Origin of the sequence: Rhodopirellula sp. MGV, from assembly GCF_002251265.1 — a bacterium.
Taxonomy (GTDB): domain Bacteria; phylum Planctomycetota; class Planctomycetia; order Pirellulales; family Pirellulaceae; genus Stieleria; species Stieleria baltica_A.
Genome location: NZ_NPDI01000004.1, coordinates 33,048 through 53,166, shown reverse-complemented (window position 1 = coordinate 53,166; position 20,119 = coordinate 33,048). Strand labels below are relative to the sequence as shown.

Genomic DNA, 20,119 nt, shown 5'->3' with positions numbered 1-20,119 from the left:
CGTCGTTCGCGTTGCTAAACCGATCTATTCCGATTCGGACTCGCCTTCGTCTTTCGACGGCGCTTCGCTGGCGGATTCATCCTCGGATTCTGAATCGGCCTCGGTAGCCGGCTCTTCGCTTGCCGTTTGCTCCGGCTCAGTCGCAGTCGCTTCCTCGGTGGTTGCGTCGTCCGCAGTTGCGTCCTCAGCAGTTGCTTCGGTCGCGGTTTCAGCTTCCATCACTTCGGCCGCTTGATCTGCATCAGCCGTTGCCTCGACAGATTCTTCGTTGGTGGCTTCGGCGGTCGCTGGTTCTTCTTCAACCATTTCGGCGTCAGAATCTGCGGCAGCTTCTTCTTCAGCTGCTTTGAGGGCTTCGAGCTCACGAGCACGTTCCTCATCAGCCAGTTCTTGCTTCCGCTTTGCCGCCAAGTCGCCTTGCTCTTCACGGACAAGCTTGTAGGCCTCTGCGTTTTGAATCCCGCCTTCGACGTTCATCATGCGAGCGAAGGTTGCCAACGGAAAGTCATCGGGAAGGTCTTCGGAGTCGATCGCGATCATGTAGCGACGGATGGACATGAAGAGGTCTTCGGCCGAATCATCGATCGTCAGAATCGGGTAATCGTCGAAGATCTCGGCCCAGATCTCGAAGGCTTGCTTGTACTTTTCGATTGCCAAGTAGATTTCGGCATCGGCGTTGGCTTTTTCGGCCTCGTAGATCAAGCGTCGGGCTTCGACGGTCCGTTCTTCTTGCTCGGCCATCGCCAAGCTTTCCCAGTAGATGAAGTTGATCTGACGTCGATAGCTGTCTGTCTTTTTAATTCGCTCATCGAGGTCTTTGATCTCGTCAATCAGTTGGATCGCGGTGAGTTGGGCCGCTTGTGGAAGCCGCTTCAGGACGGTTTCGCGATCGGGCTCAACCGAGGCAAGGATGGCTGGCAAAGCTGCTTTGCCGGCTTCGGTGCGTTCCTCGGGGGCTTTTTCAAGAACGTTGCGGACATCGATCGGAAGCGCGGCGATTTTCTCGTTCCGCATTTCCTCGTAGATCTCGTCGGCGATCTTACGGAACTCGTCCATCTTCTCGCTTTTCTGCTCGTTCAAGTCAAAGATCGAACCGAGTTTGATTGAGAATCCGTCGTTGGTTGGGATACTACGACGTCCGAATTGTTCCCAGCCTTCCGAAGCCTTGGTGTAGGCGCGAACGGCACGTTCATCCAGGACGCCTTCTTTTTCGATCGCCTCGGCGTGCTTGTAGAGCCATTTGGGGCCGGTTTCGAAAAAGTTGATCGGCGACTGGCGACGAATTTTGACTCCCGCATCGACGATGTCGTAACCGTGGTTCAGCCAAAGGCGGCCGACCAGCCAGTTGTCCGGTTTTTGTTCCGGGCCTTTGGCTTCGTTGCTGTCGACGGCGATCCCTTCGTTAGCCAGTGACGCGTGCAGAACTTTGTCTTCCGAGAACAGTCGGCGGAACTGTTTCTGCTCATCGGACATGCCAATTTTTTGGCCATAGAACCAACCGGTGTACCAAATCAAGCGAGGTGCTTTGCGGTTTTGGCGTACACCACGCGTGAGGAACTCCGTTCCTTCGCGGACCATTTCGTAGCGTTGGCGATAGTCGTCGAATTCGATCGAAACGTTGTAGGCCAAGTTGTGTGCTTGGTGTTCCCACACTTTGTCATAGTGTGGTTGCAGCAGTGCAATGTTATTGAGAGACGCCTTCAAGCGGTCCCATTCGTGGGCGACACGGTACTTGTGGGCCTTTTCCCACAGCAGCGTCGCGGCGACACCACGAAGCCCCAGCGAAGCGAGTTTCATTGTTTCACTAGCGGGGCTGATTTCGCCAAGATCACTTTCAGAGATCCCGTATTTTTGCCGCATCAGTGCCAACTGCCCACCAGAGTCGGGCGTCCCATCGGACGGCCGACCCAGCAAGTACAACGGAACCAACGTGGCAACCAGGATGACGAGATAAATGATCTTGCGACGGAAAGCAGTCGACTGGTTCATGCCGCGATCTCGCGAGATTTCAAAAAGAAGTAACTGATGAGGAAGGCCAATAAACAATATCCCAGTGTCGCAACACCGTGACGGGCCAGGACCGCGCCAAAGATGTTCACACCACTGGCAGCATACTCGGCTGTACCGACCATGCGCGGCAAGTTGGGCAGTGCGGTCGCGACGGCATCGAGTGCGTACACGATTCCCGCGTCGGCGGATTTGATCAGCGTGTTAGCGACACCTTCGACGTCAAGCTGCGTCGTCATCGCATCCTGTTTGACCAGACGGACGAGCGATTCGATCGGACCGCCACCATGTTCGATCGGCGAATCGATGTAATAACGGGTGTCATAGATCGTTTCTGCGGAGAAACCCATCAAGACACAAACCGCGGTCGCAACCATCGCGACCGGTCCACTCAGGAACGTGCTGAACATCACGCCGAAGGCGATGATCATCGTCATCTGGAACCAGATCGAGATGTAAGCCTTGGTCAAGTTCCACTCGAAAGAAGATTCGGCAGGACGCAAGTAAACCCCACTCTTGGTCACACCCAGGTATTGGCTGCGGTCCAAGCAACGAAGCAGGATCTGCATGCGGCCGTCTTCGGTGGCCAAGTCTTGGTAAACATTCAGTTCGCGGGTTTCGCCGTTGGCATCGGTACCTTCGATGTTCAGCGGCAATGTTCGTTCGTCGATTTGATACTCTTCGACGATGAAGGGGATCGGGTTTGACTCCGCACCTGTATCGGGGTTTTTCATGGTCAGTGAACCACGGATTCCCGATTCGATGTCACCCTTGTACGAACGGTACGCTCGCACTGAAAGGTCGACGGGGATACCATCGGGGTACAGCGATTCGACTACGTTATCGAACGTGAACTCGGCCATACCGAGTGTTCCGCCTTCGACATAACCGTGCTCCAAGCGACGTGGCCCGCGGGCCACACCGATCAGACGCGAAATACCGGCCGACCCATAACCGCCGTCAGCCTTTTCGGCACCGACGTCAATCCCGGCGTCCTTTGGGGCACCGGCACGGTCATAAAACTGGATCTCGCCATAAACGGGAATCCGGGCACGCAGTTGTTGAATCGGAGGGCCGATTTCAAACGTTTGGTCATCAACCTGCGTGACGATGTGGCGGTGTCCTCGATCAAAGTCGGTCAGGCCAACGGATTCGCCCGAGTCGATTGTGAACTCATGTTCGTGCTTGCGGACAAAATCTGTCTTACCGGTGACAGCGCCGCTCTCGTCGCGTGTCGCATCGACCACTTCGACGTGGCTGTGGTCGAGACCTCGGCGAACGAACAGATAGCTCAATACGCCCATCGGTACCAGCATCATGGTGCCGACGCCGATAAATCCGAGCATCCGTCCCAGCACGATCTCGCTGGAGCGAACCGGTTTCGTCACGATCGTGTAGATCGTTCGCGACTCGATATCTTGGGGCAGTGAAAACGCACTGATAAACAATGCAAGCGCGAGCACCAAGTAGTTCGTCGCCGTCAGCACAAAGCTGATATACAGACGCGCGGGGTCGTCACTGTCGGGGTTAAGGAACCAGCCCGCCAGTAGCAGCAGGACCACGAACAAGCCGAAGACAAACAGCACCCTACGGCGGATTGCCTCTTTAAATGCGAGTCGTGCGAGCGCGGTGATACGGCGTGGGCTGGTGCCAGGCAAATCCGATCGGAAGAAATCCCGGATCGCGCGTGCGACAGCGTAAAAGCCTTCACCCGGCCCATAGCGGGCTGACGAAATGATGTAGCCCACCAGTACGCCCAGCACGATCGCCAACACGATCAGCACGCAGCCTTTCAGGAGAGCGCTTTCCAGGAACGCGCCTGGACGCATCAGCCATTCTGAGAATGTCCAGAAATCATCAGGTTGTAATTTCATGACTGGTCACTATTCCCCTTGCCCTTCGGCCGCTTCAGATTGCTCTGCCGCTGAAGCGGAAACACGCCGAGCACCGGGGCGGGCCTCACTTTCGCGAACGATGTCAAGGAACAGGTCTTCCATCGTGGCGGTTGGGTTGTCCATCGATTTCAGGTCGCCGCCGTGGCGGGCGATGACATCGCGGATCTCTTGTTTGGCTTCTTCGCTCAGGCCGGTCGCGTGGACTTCGGTGATGTCGCGGACCTTCAACAAGTCGCTGACGCGGCCGAGTTCTTTTAGTTCGCCTTGGTGCAGAATCGCGACGCGGTCACAAACGTCTTGTACGTCGCCAAGTTGGTGGCTGCACAACAGAACGGTCTTGCCTTGATCACGAAGGGCCAAAATCAGGTCCTTCATCTCGCGGATCCCGATCGGGTCCAAGCCCGTGGTCGGTTCGTCAAGCAAGACCAGGTCGGGGTCGTTGATCAGGGCTTGGGCCAGACCGACCCGGCGTCGCATCCCCTTACTGTATTCGCGCAGTTGGCGGTGACGTGCGGCTTGCAACCCGACCAGCGACAAGAGCTCGTTGACTCGCTCGCGACGCTGCGTTCCGGACATGTCAAACAGCCGTCCGTAGAAATCCAGTGTCTCCTCGGCGTTGAGGAACTGGTACAGGTACGACTCTTCGGGCAGATAACCGATACGTTCGTTCTTTTTGGTTTCTGTCGCGTCTTTGTCAAATACCAGCACACGTCCGCTGGTGGGGAAGAGCAACCCCAGGATCAATTTAATCGTCGTCGACTTGCCGCTACCGTTGGGGCCCAGCAACCCAAAGATCTCGCCTTTGCGGACTTCGATATCAAGCGATTTGACTGCGTGGACCTTCTTTCGGCCCCAGAAATCCTTGTAAATCTTGTTCAGGTTGCGAGTTTCGATAACGACGTCGCTACTGGTGGGCTGGCTTGCCGCGGGGGCGTTTGCATTTTCGACGCCAGCCCCGGTGGTGCTTGCGACAGCTGTTGAATCGGTGTCCACGAACAGCGTTCCGTATCAGAGGAGAGTAAGAATTCCAGTGGATAATCGAGGATTGTTACGCTACGCGAGCCACCCGAAACCGGTTCGAACATTTTCCATGCCAAATTCTGCGGCAGGGGGCAATGATTGCAGCCGTCGATGTTCGTGCGGCGTCGGAGCGGGCTGCCTGCACCATTTTGGCCCGCCCGTGGTATTTCACGTTCACGGTAGCGGACGCGAGCCTGCCCGCCGTAGCGGCTGGTGAGCTGGCCCAGAAGGGGATTTCAACGCTCAGGCGGTGATTCGAATCAGATCGGTCGTTGCCAAAATCGCAGTCTTCTTGCCACAATGCCGCTGACGTGCCCGAAATGAATGATGTGGTCGGATCGAACGACGTGTCCGGATTAAATACCAACCCTACTTCCAGCGTTTCGCCGACCGAGTTTGAATCGACGGCCTACGCCCAAGCTGTCGAATACCTCTATGGAAGGATCGACTACGAGCGGCAAGCGACCCACAGCGGTCCACCCGTGTTTCGGCTCGACCGAACCGCCGAGCTGTTCACAAAGCTGGGGTTAAGCCGGTACCTGCATCCGAGCTATCGAGTCAACGGTTCAGACGACCAAGCGGCCGCGACTCCGCTGGTCCATATCGCAGGCACCAAAGGCAAAGGTTCGACGTCGACAATGGTCAGTTCAATTCTGACCTCGGCCGGGAATCGGGTCGGTCTCTACACGTCGCCGCACCTGACCCATTTGAATGAACGTTTTCGTATTGACGGCGTTCCCTGTACTGACCAGCAATTGGTGGACCTGGTGGGCTGCGTTCGCCCCGTGGTCGAGGCCATGGATGCGAGAGGTCAGTGCGTTTCGTTCTTCGAGCTGACCACTGCAATGGCAGTGCTCTATTTCCATCAACAGCGTTGTGATGCGATCGTTCTCGAAGTGGGCTTGGGCGGGCGGCTGGATAGTACCAATGTCTGCCAAAGTTCTGTGACGGCTGTCACCTCGATCGGACTCGATCACCAACACGTCCTTGGCGAAACGGTCCAAGAGATCGCCGCCGAGAAAGCTGGGATTTTCAAGTCTGGCGTTCCCGCTGTCTGTGGCGTTCGCGACCCTGATGCGAGGCAGGTCGTCCACGAAATCGCGAAGCAGCGGCAATGCGAACTGTTTCAGTTCCAATGCGATTATCAGGCCGAGGACATTGTCGAAACCGAAGCGGGGATTCAATTTCGCTATCGAACGGAAGGGTCAATCGCCGCATCACAACTCGACGTTCGCTTGCCATTGATTGGCAATCATCAAGCAGACAATGCGTCAGCGGCAATCACCATTTGTCGCTTGCTTGACCAGGCGACTCAAAACTCATTGCCACTCCTGAAGCACCGCGTCGATCAGGCAGCAATCGAGAAAGGATTGGTGACGGTATGCTGCGATGGCCGTTTAGAGTGTTTCCAATTGAAGGATCATGGAACGCGATTGGTGCTCGATACAGCACATAATCCCGACTCGGTCGGTGCGTTGTGTCGTGCTGTCCGTTCTCGAATTCAAAGTGATCGTGACGAGGTCATTTTCAGGCAGCCCGTCGTGGTCGTCTTTGGGACCAGTCGGGACAAAGACGTCGCTTCGATGGCAGCACAGCTGGCAACGATCGCTGATCAAGTCATCGGTACACAGTACTGCACCAACCCGCGAGCTTTGTCGGTCGATGCGGTGGTGTCGGCGTTCCGTGATGCAGGTGTCCGACCCGAGAATCTTCAAGCGGAGTTAATGCCCGACTCCGCATTGCAACTCGCGTTGGGGCATGCCGCAGGCGGGACGGTGATTGTGTGTGGGTCGTTTTATCTCGCCGGTGAACTTCGCCCAACGATGATCCGCATGGCCGCGCCAGAAGCGGGGCTTGATCGCGAAACGACAACAGGGTTGTTGGCCCGCTCCTAACTGCACTATCGATTCAGCAATCCATCATTGAATCATGTCTTCGCTTCAGCAATCCGAGTCAACTGATGTGACATTGGATGTTTGGCATGCGCCTGCTGACAGCGAACGACGTGGCCCTTTCGAGAAGGAATGCGAGAAGTGTTTGGCAGCCGACGAGTTGCGAGACGCGGACCGTTTTCGTTTGGTTCGGAGTCGCAACCAGCATGTCGTCGGTCGTGCGATGGCAAGGCGTTTGTTGTGTACCGAAGAGTTTGCCCCCCAGGCGATCCGGTTTGGTATCGGCGCACACGGCAAACCCCAGGTCGAGTATCCCGAATCGGTCAGACGTCCTTTTAATATCGCCCACACCGACGGAATGGTGCTATGCGGCGTCGCTAGCGAAGGTGTTGACTCCGTCGGTGTTGATGTTGAATCACTTCATCGACGCACCACAACCGAGGTGGCTGACCGTTACTTCGCGCTGCCCGAAATCGAGTTCCTAAGAACACGACCTGCCGAGCAGCAGAAGTTTTACTTCTTGAAGATCTGGACGCTGAAAGAGGCGTTTATCAAAGCGATCGGGACTGGGCTGCATACGCCGCTGGCTGACTTCGCTTTCGAGTCAATCGAATCGGATCAGCCAACGATCCGGTTCCTCGATCCAAAGTTGGACAACGGGCAAACTTGGTTGTTCGTTTGCAAGCAACCAAGTGAAGGCTTCATCGCGTCCGCTGCTGTCGCGACAAAAAAGCGTTCTGCGACAGCTTCTGTCACTTGGAATCCATTCGAGCTATTTCGATAGTGCCGTTTTGTGCAGACGTCTGCAAGAGTGCGTAATCGGTTGCATGGATACGCACTCCCGATGTCAAGAGAGTCTGCGAAACGCGCGATGTGAACGTCGAATTCTTTGACATTAAGTGGGTGTTTATGTCAAAATCAGAGGGTCGAGGGCTGGCGGCTCGGCGCTGAGAAATCCGACCACTTCTTCTCTCCCGCCTTGAAATCGATGTCTGATAGATCAATCACATTGATTCTGGATCGTCTACGTCAGGCGATCACAGAAGACGAACGACAAGCAGCGGCTGCAGAGCTTTATCGTCGTTACCGAGCGCCGGTGGAAAAGATCGCCCGTGGGCGACTGAGTCCGGGTGGTGGGTTGGCTGACGAAGAAGATGTCGCCCAAAGTGCCTTTCGGAGTTTCTTCGATCGCATCGAAACGGGGCAATTGGATGCGTTGGTGACCGGCGGGCAAGCTTGGGCGATTTTGGCGCGGCTGACCCGTAACAAGGCGATCGATTCGGTTCGCTATGACAACGCGCTCTGTCGCGGTGGCGAGGGGGCACGGCGGGCAAACAAGGCAAACGCCAACGCGAGTACTTGTCAAATGTCGGCGAACGGCACGACAAGAACCGCCAGTGACCGTTTGGGCTTGGGGGAATCCGGGGAGACCGCACTGCGTCGTCGCTTGGATGATCGTGGCGGTGTCGGACGGCGCGAAGAGTATCCGATGGATGCTGTGAGTGATCGGAATCAACTCAGCAGCGATGAAGAGGCAGCGTCCAACGAAGTCGTGGAACGTTTTTTGGAAGAACTCTCTGAAGCAACATTGCGAGGCATTGTCTCGTTGAAGTTGCATGGGTTCACCAACGAAGAGATCGCGTCCCAACTCGGATGTGCCACCCGAACGGTTGAGCGAAAGCTGAACTTGATCCGGCGGTTGTGGAATCCGATTTTGGAGAATGCCGATGAACAGCGGCGAGCCTGAGCCTACCAATCAATCGGCCGGCGATTCCCGCGAGAAGTGGATCACCATCGATCGATTGTGCGATGCCTACGAAGCGTCCTTACAAGAAGGCCGCGCCGAACGCGCGCCATTCTTGGCCGGGGTACCTGTCGGTTGGCGTGAGCAATTGATGCAAGAGCTCGACGCGATCGATGCGGCCTATCGCGACGCAAAAGAAACACGCGAGCAGACCGTTACCGCTTCGCCGGGAGAAGTCGGCAGTCGTCGTTTGCCCAAGCAGAGTCGCTTGGCCGAATTGGCGACTTTGGATTCGAACAAGGTCTGGTTGGGAAGGTTCGAAATTCGCAAGCGATTAGGAACCGGTGCGACCGGAAGCGTGTGGTGTGCGCGTGACGCCCGCTTGGCGCGTTGGGTTGCACTTAAGGTCCCGCACGCAACGCGGGTGATGAGCGAGACGAACGCCGCAAGGTTTCAAACCGAAGCTCGCGCCGCCGCCGCAATTAGTCACCCCAACGTCGTTCAAGTACACGAAGTCCTGATCGAAGACGGCTTACCGATCCTGATTCAGCAATGGATCGACGGGCCCTCTTTGGCGAAGTACTTAAAAGAACACGGCCCGCTGGATTTCGATTTAGCGGCGGATTGGATGACGCAGATCGCTGACGCCGTCTCAACAGCACATGAATGCGGGATCGTGCATCGTGATGTGAAGCCTGCCAACGTGATGCTGGACAAGAATCGTCCAATGGTGTTGGACTTCGGTTTGGCAAGTTACCCACAGTTGTCCAACGGTTTAACCAGCGAAGGGACCGTGCTGGGGACGCCAGCGTACATGAGTCCGGAGCAAGCCGAGGGCGGTGAAAACTCCAACAAGCCGCCGACGGACATCTACGCACTCGGCGTGATTCTTTATGAAATGCTGACCGGCGCACCGCCCTTCGTCGGCAAAGCGCGTGAAGTTTTGCAGGCCAGCAAGACCTCGATCCCGGTGCCGCCACGATCGCGTCGCGCTGGCGTTCCACGCGATTTGGAAACCATCACGTTACGCTGCTTGGCAAAGAATCCAGCCGCACGCTATCGAACGGCGGCGGATTTGCGAGATGACTTGATTCGATTTCGTCGCCGCGAGCCGATCAAAGCTCGCAAGGTTTCGGTCTCGGAAAACATTCGTGTCTGGATGCGATTGCACCCGGTCGCATCGCTTTTGGGAGCGATGATTCCGTTAATCCTTATGCTGGCGATTTTCTTGGGAGTGTCGCAATTTCGGCAAAACCGATTGGCCGACAAGTTGATTGAGGAAACCGACGAAAAACGTGAACTGGTGAGCGAACGCTACATGGTTCAGCTCGCTCGCGCATCACAGGAGATTTCTAGCGGTGACCGAAGCCGCGGCCTGGCACTGCTGCGTGACATTCCTCCTGCCGCTAGGCAATGGGAATGGGATCTACTCAACATGGTGTCGCACTCACCATCGCATGTCATCCTGGATGGCAACGCATCGAAAGACTTAGGTGCTCCGATTAATGCGCTCGCGATCGCATTGGGACGCAAGCAAATCTTTGCGGGATCCGAAGACGGAAAGTTGCTCCGCTGGAAACTACCGCCGCAAAAATCGATGTTCTTGCGATCGCCGCAAAACCGTGCACGGATCGATACGCCGGTTGTCATGTACAGCGGCGTGTTCGAGATCACTGACTTGGCGGTCAGTCCCGATAATCGTTGGTTGGCATGGGCCGACCTGGACGGCGATGTTCGGGTTTGGGATCTGGACGAAAACGAGTTGTCTCAGTTTCTAGAACATCCGACTCATACAAACGCTTACGCGGTCGGGTTCTCTACCGATTCGAAGCACTTGGTCGTCGCTGGTGGTGCTCAGGCGACAGCCCAGCGAGCCGCAGATACATCCAGTTGGATGACTCGCTATGACCTGTCCGATCGCAACGCATTCGAAAAACGTGATTCGAGCCGCTGGGAGCGTCCCGCGATCACATCGCTCGTTTTTACAAGTGCATCTGAGTTCTACACCACTCGTGGGGCCCGCGCGGCGGCCGGGCAACTGTTGAATCACAGCGACATCGGTTTGGTGCAGCGATGGAACTTTGAAAAGGAATCGATGCGATCGGTCAAAATGATTTGGCGGGGCGCGGCGATGACGGGGCTGGATTATCACGCCGGGACTCAGCGGATCGCGTGGTGTGATGAAGCAGGCACTGTATTCCTCCGCTCGCTTGATAATGATTTGCCCAAGTCACTCAGTCAGTTCCGCGTGGGCCGAATACCGATCACTCAAGTACGGTTTTCTCCGAGCGGTCGAGAGCTAGCCGTGACCACCGTCAATGGCGGTGTCTCGCGATGGAATATCGGTGCGCCTGTGCCAATTCCGGTGGAGCAGCCCGCGCTAACTCAAACCAACGAAAACGACGTTCCAGAATCCGGCGTCAAATCGAACAGCCCGCAAGCGGCCAGCGCGTCGCAACAGTCAGCGGAATCAACTTCACAGAACAACTTACCTGTGATCGAGCATCGTCCGGCTGAGTTGGTGCGGCATGTCAAAGATTACTATGGTCACGAATCGGCAGCGCGCGACATGGTTTACATCCCGCCGCCCGTGGTGAAAGGACGTGAGGAGCGTTTGCACTACAAACTCGCCTATTTGGTTTCTGGCGGGGACGACGGTAATGTGATCCAGTGGGGGCACGAAGAACATCAGACCATCGATTCGATCGAATTGCCCACACAGAGTCTGTTTGATGCGAACTGGGATTCGGATGACCGAATCGTTGTGCTCAGTAACAGTCATCGCAAAAGCCCGTTGCCTGGCTACCAGCCACGGGCGTTCGAAAGCATTGCCGTTGATCATCGGTCCGTTCGCCAAGCCAAGCAGTTTGCTTCGTCGTCGTTCCCGCTTTCGACATCGGGGAATATGCAGTTTGCCGCTGTATGTGGCGATCGAATTTTCGTTTTGAAACCGGGCTCGCCAACTCCATCGCATCAATTGGATGCACCTGCGGGGCGACGAGTTGCCTTCACCGCCGCCTGTTTGGTCAACGATCGATTCTTGATCGCGGCGACGACGCGATTGATCAAACCGGTCAAGCTGCTTAAACCGCGTTCGCCACAGGCCATCGCCGAAAACCGTCAGACGAGTTTGTACCTGTTTGATTTACAGCGGCCTGAAGCACCGGCAGAACTGCATTTGAACCAAAAAGACGCGATCGAATCGATCGAGCTCTCTCGGGACCAACAATGGATGCTGATGGGCACAGACAACGGGACGTTGTTGTCGATGCCATTAAACTGGCCCGGGATGATTGCCAAAATTGCCCAAATTCAAATGCGTCAAGCGCACGGGGAGGGCTCGGCGGCGAACTCGAAACCGACAACGATGACTCCGGCAAACGTCAGTGATTCTGGTGGTTCACCGATCGCAGCGAAGGAATCCGCTGACAAGCAGACGCGTCCATCCGATCAGGTCAAGAACGAAGAAGCTGCGATCAAAGCGGTCCATGATTCAGTGCATTCCTTCGACGGGCATCGCGGAGCCGTTTTGGACATGACGCTGGTTGGGAACGACCGAATAGCGACGGTGGGTCGCGATGGCGTCTGCAGACTTTGGGATTTGCCGCGGTTGACTGAACGGAGGGCGAAAGAGTCAGGTTTTGCCAACGTCGCCAAGCTGATGGTCAGCGCTTCGCCAGTCACGAAGGTCGATAGCAACACCGACGGCACACGCCTCGCGACCGTTGGTGAAGATCATATGATTCGCATTTGGGACACGGCCAGTGGGCTGGAGCTGGTTTCGATTGGTCCACGCAAATCGAGAGTGATGTCAATCGAATTCAGCCCCGATAGCGAAAAGCTGTTGATTGCTGAACCGACCGGTGTGATCGAGGTGCTGTGGTTATTCGGCAAACCAGATCCGCCATTTGCGGACAGCGCCGAGTCGGAAGACGATGTGTTGCCAGAAGCGGAGCATCTCGTACTCGACGAGCTGATGTAGATTTCACGCGCGTTGGAAACGCAGCGTTGCCGTCTTGCTCGTGCTAGCGAGGGGGCAAATCGATGTCGTCGAGGAAAGGGAGTTCGTCTGGGGTGCGTTCGCACATGCCTTCTTTGAAATGCAGGCGGCAAACGGAGACATAGCGTTCGTTGCCGCCGATTTGGATCTGCTGACCTTCTTTGATCGGGCGACCTTGGTCGTCCACACGCAGCACCATCGTCGCTTTACGTCCGCAGTGGCAGATCGTCTTGATTTCAGAAAGCGTGTCAGCCCAGGCGAGCAGGACTTCACTGCCGGTGAACAAATTCCCCTGGAAATCGGTCCTCAATCCGTACGCCATCACGGGAATGTTCAATCGGTCACAAACATCGCTCAGTTGACGGACTTGTAATTTGGTCAAAAACTGGGCTTCGTCGACCAAGATACAGTCCAAATTCGACTGTTCATGACGGGATTTGACGAGCGAAAGTAGGTTGTCGGCGGTGGTGAAGGTGATCGCTTTGGCGGCCAATCCGATCCGACTGGTGACCATGCCTGGTTTGTCGCGAGTGTCGATTTCCGGCAGCAGGATCAGGGTTTGCATGCCTCGTTCCTGGTAGTTGTAGCTGCATTGCAGCAGGATCGTCGACTTCCCCGCGTTCATCGTTGAATAGTAAAAGTACAGTTTCGCCATGCTGTCGGCTTATTGCGTCTTCACGTTTTTCCTAGAATCGTCGCCGCCGGACCCAACCGAACATCGCGAATAGGCCGCCAATCGACCTATCGCCACATTTAACGTCACTTTGATATGCCACGCTACAACCCCTCCGAAATCGAACCCCGTTGGCAAGCCTACTGGGACGAAAACAAGACTTTCGCTACGCCAGAGAACCCTGGTGCGAATAAACGCTACGTCCTGGACATGTTCCCGTATCCAAGCGGCGACGGTTTGCACGTCGGGCACCCCGAGGGCTACACCGCGACGGATATCGTGTCGCGATTTGCCCGTATGCGGGGAGAAGGCGTCCTTCACCCGATGGGGTTTGATGCGTTCGGTCTGCCAGCCGAAGAGCACGCAATCCGCACCGGCGAGCACCCTCGGATTCAGACACAGCGGAACATCGACAACTTCACACGCCAGTTAAAAATGCTGGGATTCAGCTACGACTGGGATCGCGTGTTGGCGACGACCGACGAAGACTACTTTCGCTGGACGCAGTTTATCTTTTTGGTGCTGTTCGATACTTGGTTCGATCACGACCAGCAAAAGGGGCGCCCGATCAGCGAATTGCCGATTCCCGACGCCATCAAAGCGGAAGGCGAATTGGCGATCGCCAGCTTTGTCGATTCACATCGTTTGGCGTACCTGGATGACGCGCTGGTCAACTGGTGCCCGAACCTTGGCACGGTGTTGGCAAACGAAGAAGTTGTCGATGGCAAGAGCGAAGTCGGCGGCCACCCCGTCAAACGTATTCCGCTGCGCCAGTGGATGTTGCGAATCACCGATTACGCCGAGCGACTGTTGGAAGGTCTCGACGAACTTGAGTGGCCGGTCGGAATCAAAAAATTGCAATCGGACTGGATCGGCCGTAGCACCGGTGCGGAAGTCGATTTCTATGTTGGCGAAAGCGACCAGTACGATGCATGGAAAAGCGAACGAGCGGCGAGCGGTTTTCCGGCAGCACCCGGTGCCAGCGCGTTGCGTGTTTATACGACGCGTCCCGACACGCTCTACGGCGCGACCTACATGGTCGTGTCGCCCGAACATCCGATGTTGGATCAGTTGACCAGCGACGCGCAATCGGCGGCCGTCCGCGAGTATTGCGAAAAAGCCTCGTTCAAATCCGATCGCGAACGCACCGAAGGCGACCGAGAAAAAACGGGCGTCTTCACAGGAGCTCATGCGATCAATCCGGTCAACGGCAAGCCGATCCCGGTTTGGGTCGCCGACTATGTCTTGGCGGGCTACGGAACGGGCGCGATCATGGCGGTACCCGCACACGACGGACGCGACTTTCAATTCGCGGTGACCTATGATTTGCCCGTGATCGCAGTTGTGGATCCACCGGCGGACTTGGAAAACCGTGACGAAATCTTGGCCGGCAAGGCCTGCTTCGAAGCCGTCGGCAACGCGATCAACAGCGGGCCTTTTGATGGGCAAGAAACCAACGACGTCAAAGCCGCGATCACGTCATCGTTGTCCGAACAAGGCATCGGCAAAGGCGCCGTCAATTACAAGCTTCGCGATTGGTTGTTCAGCCGCCAGCGATTCTGGGGCGAGCCGTTCCCGGTGTTGCACGAACTGGACAGCGATGGCAATCCAACCGGTCGGATGCGAGGTGTCGATCCGAGCGAACTGCCGGTGCGTTTGCCAGAGCTAGAAGACTTCAAGCCGCACGGCCGTCCCGAGCCACCATTGGCCAAGGCGGACGACGATTGGTTGTACGTGACGATCGATGGCGTCAAGTATCGTCGTGAAACCAACACCATGCCGCAGTGGGCAGGGTCGTGCTGGTATTACCTGCGATACATCGATCCGAAAAATGAAACTGCCTTGGTCGATCCCGAATTGGAATCGAAATGGATGCCAGTCGACTTGTACGTCGGTGGTGCCGAACACGCGGTGTTGCACCTGCTGTATTCGCGATTCTGGCACAAGGTGTTGTTCGACCGCGGCCACGTGTCAACGCCTGAGCCTTTTGGCAAACTTGTCAACCAAGGGATGATCTTGGGCGAGGTCGAGTACTCCGCGTACTACGACGAAGACGACAACGTGGTTTCCGCAAAGGACGTTCGTAAATCGGCCGAAGGCGGACGCCAAAGCAAAGACGGTCGTGCGGTCACCAGCCGCCCGGTTCCCGAGGACGCGGTGCAAAAGAAGGGCGAGTCATTTGTCTTGGTCGCCGATCCGAAAGTCCGTGTCGAAAGCCGCGCACACAAAATGTCCAAGAGCCGTGGCAACGTCGTGAACCCTGACGTCGTCGTGAAAGAATACGGCGCCGACGCGTTGCGTTTGTACGAGATGTTCATGGGGCCGCTCGAAGCGACCAAGCCATGGTCGATGGACGGTGTCGGTGGCGTTCGCAGCTTCTTGGATCGTGTCTGGCGAATGGTGGTTGATGACAACGAAGATGACTTGGTGATGCAGCCGGCTTTGACCGATCAGCCTGCGACGAAGAACAAGCTCGGATGCTGCACGCGACGATCAAAAAGGTCACGCAAGACACCGACGAGATGAGCTTCAACACCGCGATCGCTCGCATGATGGAGTTCACGAACTTCTTCACCCGTAGCGAATCACGTCCCACCGAAGCGATGAAGACGTTCCTGATTTTGCTTTCGCCGTACGCGCCGCACCTTTGCGAAGAGCTTTGGAGCATCCTTGGCGAAAAGGAATCGATCGCCAAGCAATCGTGGCCAGCGTGGGACGAAGCCGCATTGGTTCAGAAGTCGATTGAAGTGCCGGTGCAATTCAACGGCAAAGTGAAAACCAAGATTCAGATCGCGCCGGACGCCAAGCCAGATCAGATGATGGAAATCGCATTGGCCGATGAACGTGTCCAATCATTTTTGGGTGACAAGACGATCGTCAAAAAGATCGCCGTCCCCGGACGCTTGGTCAACTTTGTGGTGAAGTAGCACTGACGCCACCACGAATATCTTCGGCGTGACAACGTCACGCTGAAGATGTATTCGACCCGACTTGGATCGACCGATGAGAAAGCGTTGCGAAGGAACGCCAATCTGATCGGTGCTCTAGCCAGAGCCCAAACGTCTTCGACTATCATCGCCACAGGTTGATTAAGTGGTGCACGAATCTAGTAGAGGCGGTTATGGCGACGTTGTATCAGCAGGTGCGTTGGGGCTTGATCTCAGTGATGGCGTGGCTCTGTGCCACTTCTTCGATTGCAATGGCACAGTCGGTCACTCTTGAGCGGACTGATTTCAAAGGTGTTGATTTGGATCTTGATCAGGATCCTCTGATACCCGTTTTCACGACCGACGCAAACATCTTTTCACGGGCGACTTTCGCTGGCGACAGTGAGAATCGAGTCGGAGCGGCGTTGTCGGAATATTCGCTTGATGGCTTGAATGCTGACGGAATCTTTGCAGCAGAGTTTCGCGCGAACGTGACTGGTGTGGCACAAGATCCGCCGGGGACACGTGGATTGAACGTATTGTTTTACGAAGCGGACGGTGTCGTCGATACCAATGATTTGAGCAACCCGTCAATCCGCGACCCTAATCGTCTCTATCCAAGCCACAGCTACGAATCGAACACGGAATCGGGGTTGAGCATTTCGATGGATGTTACGAATGAAGTACGCGAAGCGATTTATCGTGGTAGCGGCTATGTGGGAGCATCAATCAGTGCGGCCTATCCACAAGGCACTTCAACGATATTTGCTTCGGACGCACCCGTTTTTGAAGTGACGGAATACTACGACGATCCTTTCGATGCTTTGCCGGTTTTTTCCGGTTCGACTGGCTTGGTGTATCGCGGCCACTCGGGAGAATTTGTGACCAATGGCGAGACAGAGGTGGTGGGCGACGACATCGCAACGTTCAACACCTATGTGCGAAATGATCATTCGATCGATGTGCAGATCTTTGAGGACAGTTCACCGGGAGATTTCTATCTGCTCTCGCTCAATTCGGATGACGGCGAATTGTTGCAGGCCGGCGATTCATTTGAGGGCACACGCACGTTTTTGTCGAATGGCGCAAGTCTTGATTTTTCCGCAAAGGGGTCAGGGCTAAGTGAAGCAATTTTCGGATTTACCATTCACGACATTGCTTACGACAGCCAGGACGATTTAGAAAGAATCGACGTATCGTTTTGGCAGGGCGCCTATCAGCAACAAACTGATGAGCTTCCGTTTGGCGGCCCCAAGGCTTTTGGCAGATTGCGAATCAACATCACCGCCGTGCCCGAGCCTTCGTGCATTGCAGCGATCGGCATGGTGAGCGGCGGTGTGTTGCTTCGACGACGTTCCCGCCGTTCAGCTCGGTAAACCAAGTTTGGGCTTCATGAATTTGGCCGCGATTTGGTCCAAGATCAAAACGATGATCAATGAAACGCCGAACAGCGGCAGGTAGATACCGAGTCCGATCGCGAACAGCAGCACGAGTGCCGATCGCTTCGCAGAGACGGTTGGGATGGACACCTGCTGACGTTTGGCAGGCGGCGATAAGCCCAGTCTGTCAACACGCCGGTTCGATGGCGAGCGTCTTCGCCACCAAAGTTTGACGCCACTGACGCTTAGGATCACCAGGGCACTGGTGGCAAACAAAGCCAGTGCTTGATTGATCCATCCGTACGGCAGGTGGATCAAGCGTTGGCCTTCGTGCAAGGCGATTCCCTGGCCGACGACTTGATCAACCCAGTGCTTGTCGGCAAAGGTTTCGTGCTCGACCACCCGGTTTTCAATCGCGTCGTACTGAAGCGATTGGCGAAATGGTCGATTCGCCGTCGTTGACTGGATCGTCCAGATCGCACTGCCGTCCTCTGGCGGATTGATTTCTATCGGCGGCAACCAATTTAGGGTCTTGGCGTAATCAGCGACCACGTCGATTTGTTGTAAGTCATAGGTTGATGGATCGACCGCAGACTTTCTCCATGCCGGTTTGCGTTGTGGCTTGGCCTCTGGCTTTTCCGGAGAATTGGGGCTGTGTTGATGGATTTCGTGACCTTCGTGGCCGCCCTCCCAACTTTGTTTTGCAACCGCTGTACCAGTCCAGCGACGTGCGGATTTGAAGTAGTCGCCCCAGAAGGTCGACCAAGGGAGCCCGGTCGCAATCAGGAAAACGATCAAACCCGAGCTCCAGAATCCAATCACGCTGTGCAGATCTTTCCAAAACACTTTGCCTTGGCGGCTCAATCGTGGATAGAACACGCCAGCGATTCGAGCACCTTTGGGCATCCACAATGCGATGCCCGTGACCACCATCACGATGGTCCAACTGGCGGCAAGCTCCACCAAGTACGAGCCTCGTTTGCCCAGCAGCAGTTCGCCATGAATGCTTCGGATCCAGCGGATGAAACGCTCGGAATCATCGATCACGCGTAAGACTTCGCCGCTTGCCGGTTCGACGTACGAGCGCAGCCGTTTACCTTTCGATTCGACAACCACACGTGTTGCTGACACTGAACCTGACGGTGTCGCCGGTTCACTGGCCACTTCCAATGCGGCAAGCCAGCCGCCCGTTTGTGTTTGGGCACTCCGTACCTGATCGGCATAGGCTATCGCTTGTTGACCGCCGGGCAGTCGATCGAATTCGCGTTCTTCCCAGGCTTCGATCTGAGGCCGAAACAAAAAGATCGTTCCTGTCACTGACAGGATCATCACGAATGGAATGCAGAACAGTCCTGCATAAAAGTGCCAACGCCAAATCGTGCCATAGTTCGGCCAACGTTTTCGATCAGGCATCGCTGGTTGTTCGGCCGGGGCGTTTGTCGTATTCGAAGCGATCATAGGTTCAATCCCTCGATCACTTCGCGTCCGTTCGCACTGTGCAGGTTGCGGTGCATTTCGGTATCGGTGCTGTCGCTCAAAAAATGAATTGAGCCATCAGCAAACAACAGATGCGCGCCTCCGCTGTGATAGCTGCGCGGTGCAAAGTATCCCGTCCAGTGAGTGACGATGTCGGGAGTGTGGCTGTTTGGTGGCAAGTAGCCATTGGTGAGCGAATTGATGGCTCCGGTAAACGCCCAGCTCATCCCTCGTCCTCGGATCGCGGGACTTGAACCGCCTCGCCAATTGGTGAAGGTGTTCCAGAAAGCGTTGACGTCTGGGTTGGCGATCATTCCCGCCGAATTCACGTACGCGGTCCATGGTCCGCCAGTCGCTTCCATGCCTGGCTTGGAGCCCAGCGACGTGCCAACTCCGGAGGACCCGTTTAGCGTCAACGTGTAAGGTCGTCGAGGAAGTTCGCCCGCTTCCATCGTTTGATCGGGGCCTTCGCTGCGGACCGTTTCGCTCATCATCGCGGTATTCGAAAGACCGTCTAAGACATGATTGAATCGAACGCCATAGGGCTCAAAGAACAGCCCATCGGTTTTCCAGCGGAAGTCGTAATTCTGGTCGCGGTTGCTGCCGAAGCTGGCCATGTAATTTACGCCGCCATAGGTGAAGTTTTCCCCGCCGACGGAGACGATTGTTTGTGACTGCGCGGGATCACTGGGGCAGAGGTAAGTCGGGATGACTTTTGAAAATGCTTCCGCGTTGCTCGGATGAGGTGACTTGCCAGACCAGCCACCTGTGAATGCCGGGACGTCGAAGTGAAGCTGTGCATCCAAACCCGATTGTTCGATGAATGGCAGGATCCGAGCTTGGACAGAGAAGTCTTCGTCGCGTCGCCCTGCAGGCGGCAACATCTTGTATGCCGATTCGTAGTTGTGCAGTGCGAGTCCGATTTGTCGAAAATTGTTTCCGCAGCTCATCCGACGCGCCGCTTCGCGAGCGGCTTGGACGGCGGGAAGCAGTAGGCCGACAAGGATGCCGATGATCGCGATCACGACCAGCAACTCGACGAGTGTAAATGCGGAACGGTGGTAGGCGTGTGTTTGTTGATTCACGGGAAAGATGATGGGTTTGGT

The 20,119-nt window shown here is 55.9% G+C and carries 11 protein-coding genes and 1 pseudogene; 6 read left to right on the top strand and 6 right to left on the bottom strand.

Annotated features, from left to right (window positions below):
- Positions 1 to 24: 24 nt before the first annotated feature.
- The 3 genes from CGZ80_RS02260 to CGZ80_RS02250 are packed head-to-tail and all read right to left on the bottom strand — an operon-like array spanning position 25 to position 4,895.
- Complete coding sequence (locus tag CGZ80_RS02260) at positions 25 to 1,989, bottom strand: IRE (iron responsive element) (protein WP_094411152.1); 1,965 nt, start codon at positions 1,987 to 1,989, stop codon at positions 25 to 27.
- Positions 1,986 to 3,881, bottom strand: coding sequence for an ABC transporter permease (locus CGZ80_RS02255; RefSeq protein WP_094411151.1), 1,896 nt, complete (start codon positions 3,879 to 3,881; stop codon positions 1,986 to 1,988). Before CGZ80_RS02255 ends, CGZ80_RS02260 begins: the two co-directional genes overlap by 4 nt.
- Before the next feature lie 9 nt (positions 3,882 to 3,890).
- Complete coding sequence (locus tag CGZ80_RS02250; protein ID WP_094411150.1) at positions 3,891 to 4,895, bottom strand: ABC transporter ATP-binding protein; 1,005 nt, start codon at positions 4,893 to 4,895, stop codon at positions 3,891 to 3,893.
- Between the two features lie 347 nt (positions 4,896 to 5,242).
- Here CGZ80_RS02250 and CGZ80_RS02245 point away from each other — a divergent pair, with 347 nt between their 5' ends.
- The 4 genes from CGZ80_RS02245 (at position 5,243) to CGZ80_RS02230 (ending at position 12,540) form a co-directional block, all read left to right on the top strand.
- A complete protein-coding gene (locus tag CGZ80_RS02245; protein WP_143543697.1) occupies positions 5,243 to 6,817 on the top strand; it encodes a bifunctional folylpolyglutamate synthase/dihydrofolate synthase in 1,575 nt (524 codons plus the stop codon).
- A gap of 34 nt (positions 6,818 to 6,851) precedes the next feature.
- Positions 6,852 to 7,598 carry a 4'-phosphopantetheinyl transferase family protein gene (locus CGZ80_RS02240; RefSeq protein WP_094411148.1) on the top strand — a complete coding sequence of 249 codons (747 nt, stop codon included), beginning with the start codon at positions 6,852 to 6,854 and terminating at the stop codon, positions 7,596 to 7,598.
- Positions 7,599 to 7,802: 204 nt separating this feature from the next.
- A complete protein-coding gene (locus tag CGZ80_RS02235) occupies positions 7,803 to 8,561 on the top strand; it encodes a sigma-70 family RNA polymerase sigma factor (RefSeq protein ID WP_094411147.1) in 759 nt (252 codons plus the stop codon).
- The gene (locus CGZ80_RS02230) at positions 8,536 to 12,540 is read left to right on the top strand and encodes a WD40 repeat domain-containing serine/threonine protein kinase (RefSeq protein WP_094411146.1); all 4,005 of its coding nucleotides are present in this window, start codon (positions 8,536 to 8,538) and stop codon (positions 12,538 to 12,540) included. The genes CGZ80_RS02235 and CGZ80_RS02230 overlap by 26 nt, the downstream gene beginning before the upstream one ends.
- A 43-nt stretch (positions 12,541 to 12,583) precedes the next feature.
- Here the strand turns inward: CGZ80_RS02230 and CGZ80_RS02225 are convergent, their stop codons facing one another.
- Positions 12,584 to 13,213 carry a thymidine kinase gene (locus CGZ80_RS02225; protein WP_094411145.1) on the bottom strand — a complete coding sequence of 210 codons (630 nt, stop codon included), beginning with the start codon at positions 13,211 to 13,213 and terminating at the stop codon, positions 12,584 to 12,586.
- A 114-nt stretch (positions 13,214 to 13,327) separates the two neighbouring features.
- Here CGZ80_RS02225 and leuS point away from each other — a divergent pair.
- Positions 13,328 to 16,158: pseudogene (gene leuS / locus CGZ80_RS02220) on the top strand (leucine--tRNA ligase).
- Between the two features lie 194 nt (positions 16,159 to 16,352).
- On the top strand, positions 16,353 to 17,534 hold the full coding sequence (locus tag CGZ80_RS02215) for a PEP-CTERM sorting domain-containing protein (protein ID WP_094411144.1): 1,182 nt from the start codon (positions 16,353 to 16,355) through the stop codon (positions 17,532 to 17,534).
- Here the strand turns inward: CGZ80_RS02215 and CGZ80_RS02210 are convergent.
- Together CGZ80_RS02210 and CGZ80_RS02205 are read right to left on the bottom strand one after the other, a co-directional pair.
- Entirely contained in the window at positions 17,523 to 18,995 is a 1,473-nt protein-coding gene (locus tag CGZ80_RS02210) for a PepSY-associated TM helix domain-containing protein (RefSeq protein ID WP_094411143.1), read from the bottom strand. The two genes, CGZ80_RS02215 and CGZ80_RS02210, sit on opposite strands and share 12 nt — an antisense overlap.
- Entirely contained in the window at positions 18,992 to 20,098 is a 1,107-nt protein-coding gene (locus CGZ80_RS02205; protein ID WP_094411183.1) for a DUF1559 domain-containing protein, read from the bottom strand. The genes CGZ80_RS02210 and CGZ80_RS02205 overlap by 4 nt, the downstream gene beginning before the upstream one ends.
- Positions 20,099 to 20,119 lie beyond the last annotated feature (21 nt).

Excerpts from the sequence above, each read along its gene's own strand:
- CGZ80_RS02260 (WP_094411152.1), bottom strand. The coding sequence starts at position 1,989 with ATGAACCAGTCGACTGCTTTCCGTCGCAAGATCATTTATCTCGTCATC.
- CGZ80_RS02240 (WP_094411148.1), top strand. The coding sequence starts at position 6,852 with ATGTCTTCGCTTCAGCAATCCGAGTCAACTGATGTGACATTGGATGTT.
- CGZ80_RS02225 (WP_094411145.1), bottom strand. The coding sequence starts at position 13,213 with ATGGCGAAACTGTACTTTTACTATTCAACGATGAACGCGGGGAAGTCG.
- CGZ80_RS02255 (WP_094411151.1), bottom strand. The coding sequence starts at position 3,881 with ATGAAATTACAACCTGATGATTTCTGGACATTCTCAGAATGGCTGATG.
- CGZ80_RS02235 (WP_094411147.1), top strand. The coding sequence starts at position 7,803 with ATGTCTGATAGATCAATCACATTGATTCTGGATCGTCTACGTCAGGCG.
- CGZ80_RS02215 (WP_094411144.1), top strand. The coding sequence starts at position 16,353 with ATGGCGACGTTGTATCAGCAGGTGCGTTGGGGCTTGATCTCAGTGATG.
- CGZ80_RS02245 (WP_143543697.1), top strand. The coding sequence starts at position 5,243 with ATGAATGATGTGGTCGGATCGAACGACGTGTCCGGATTAAATACCAAC.
- CGZ80_RS02210 (WP_094411143.1), bottom strand. The coding sequence starts at position 18,995 with ATGATCGCTTCGAATACGACAAACGCCCCGGCCGAACAACCAGCGATG.
- CGZ80_RS02230 (WP_094411146.1), top strand. The coding sequence starts at position 8,536 with ATGCCGATGAACAGCGGCGAGCCTGAGCCTACCAATCAATCGGCCGGC.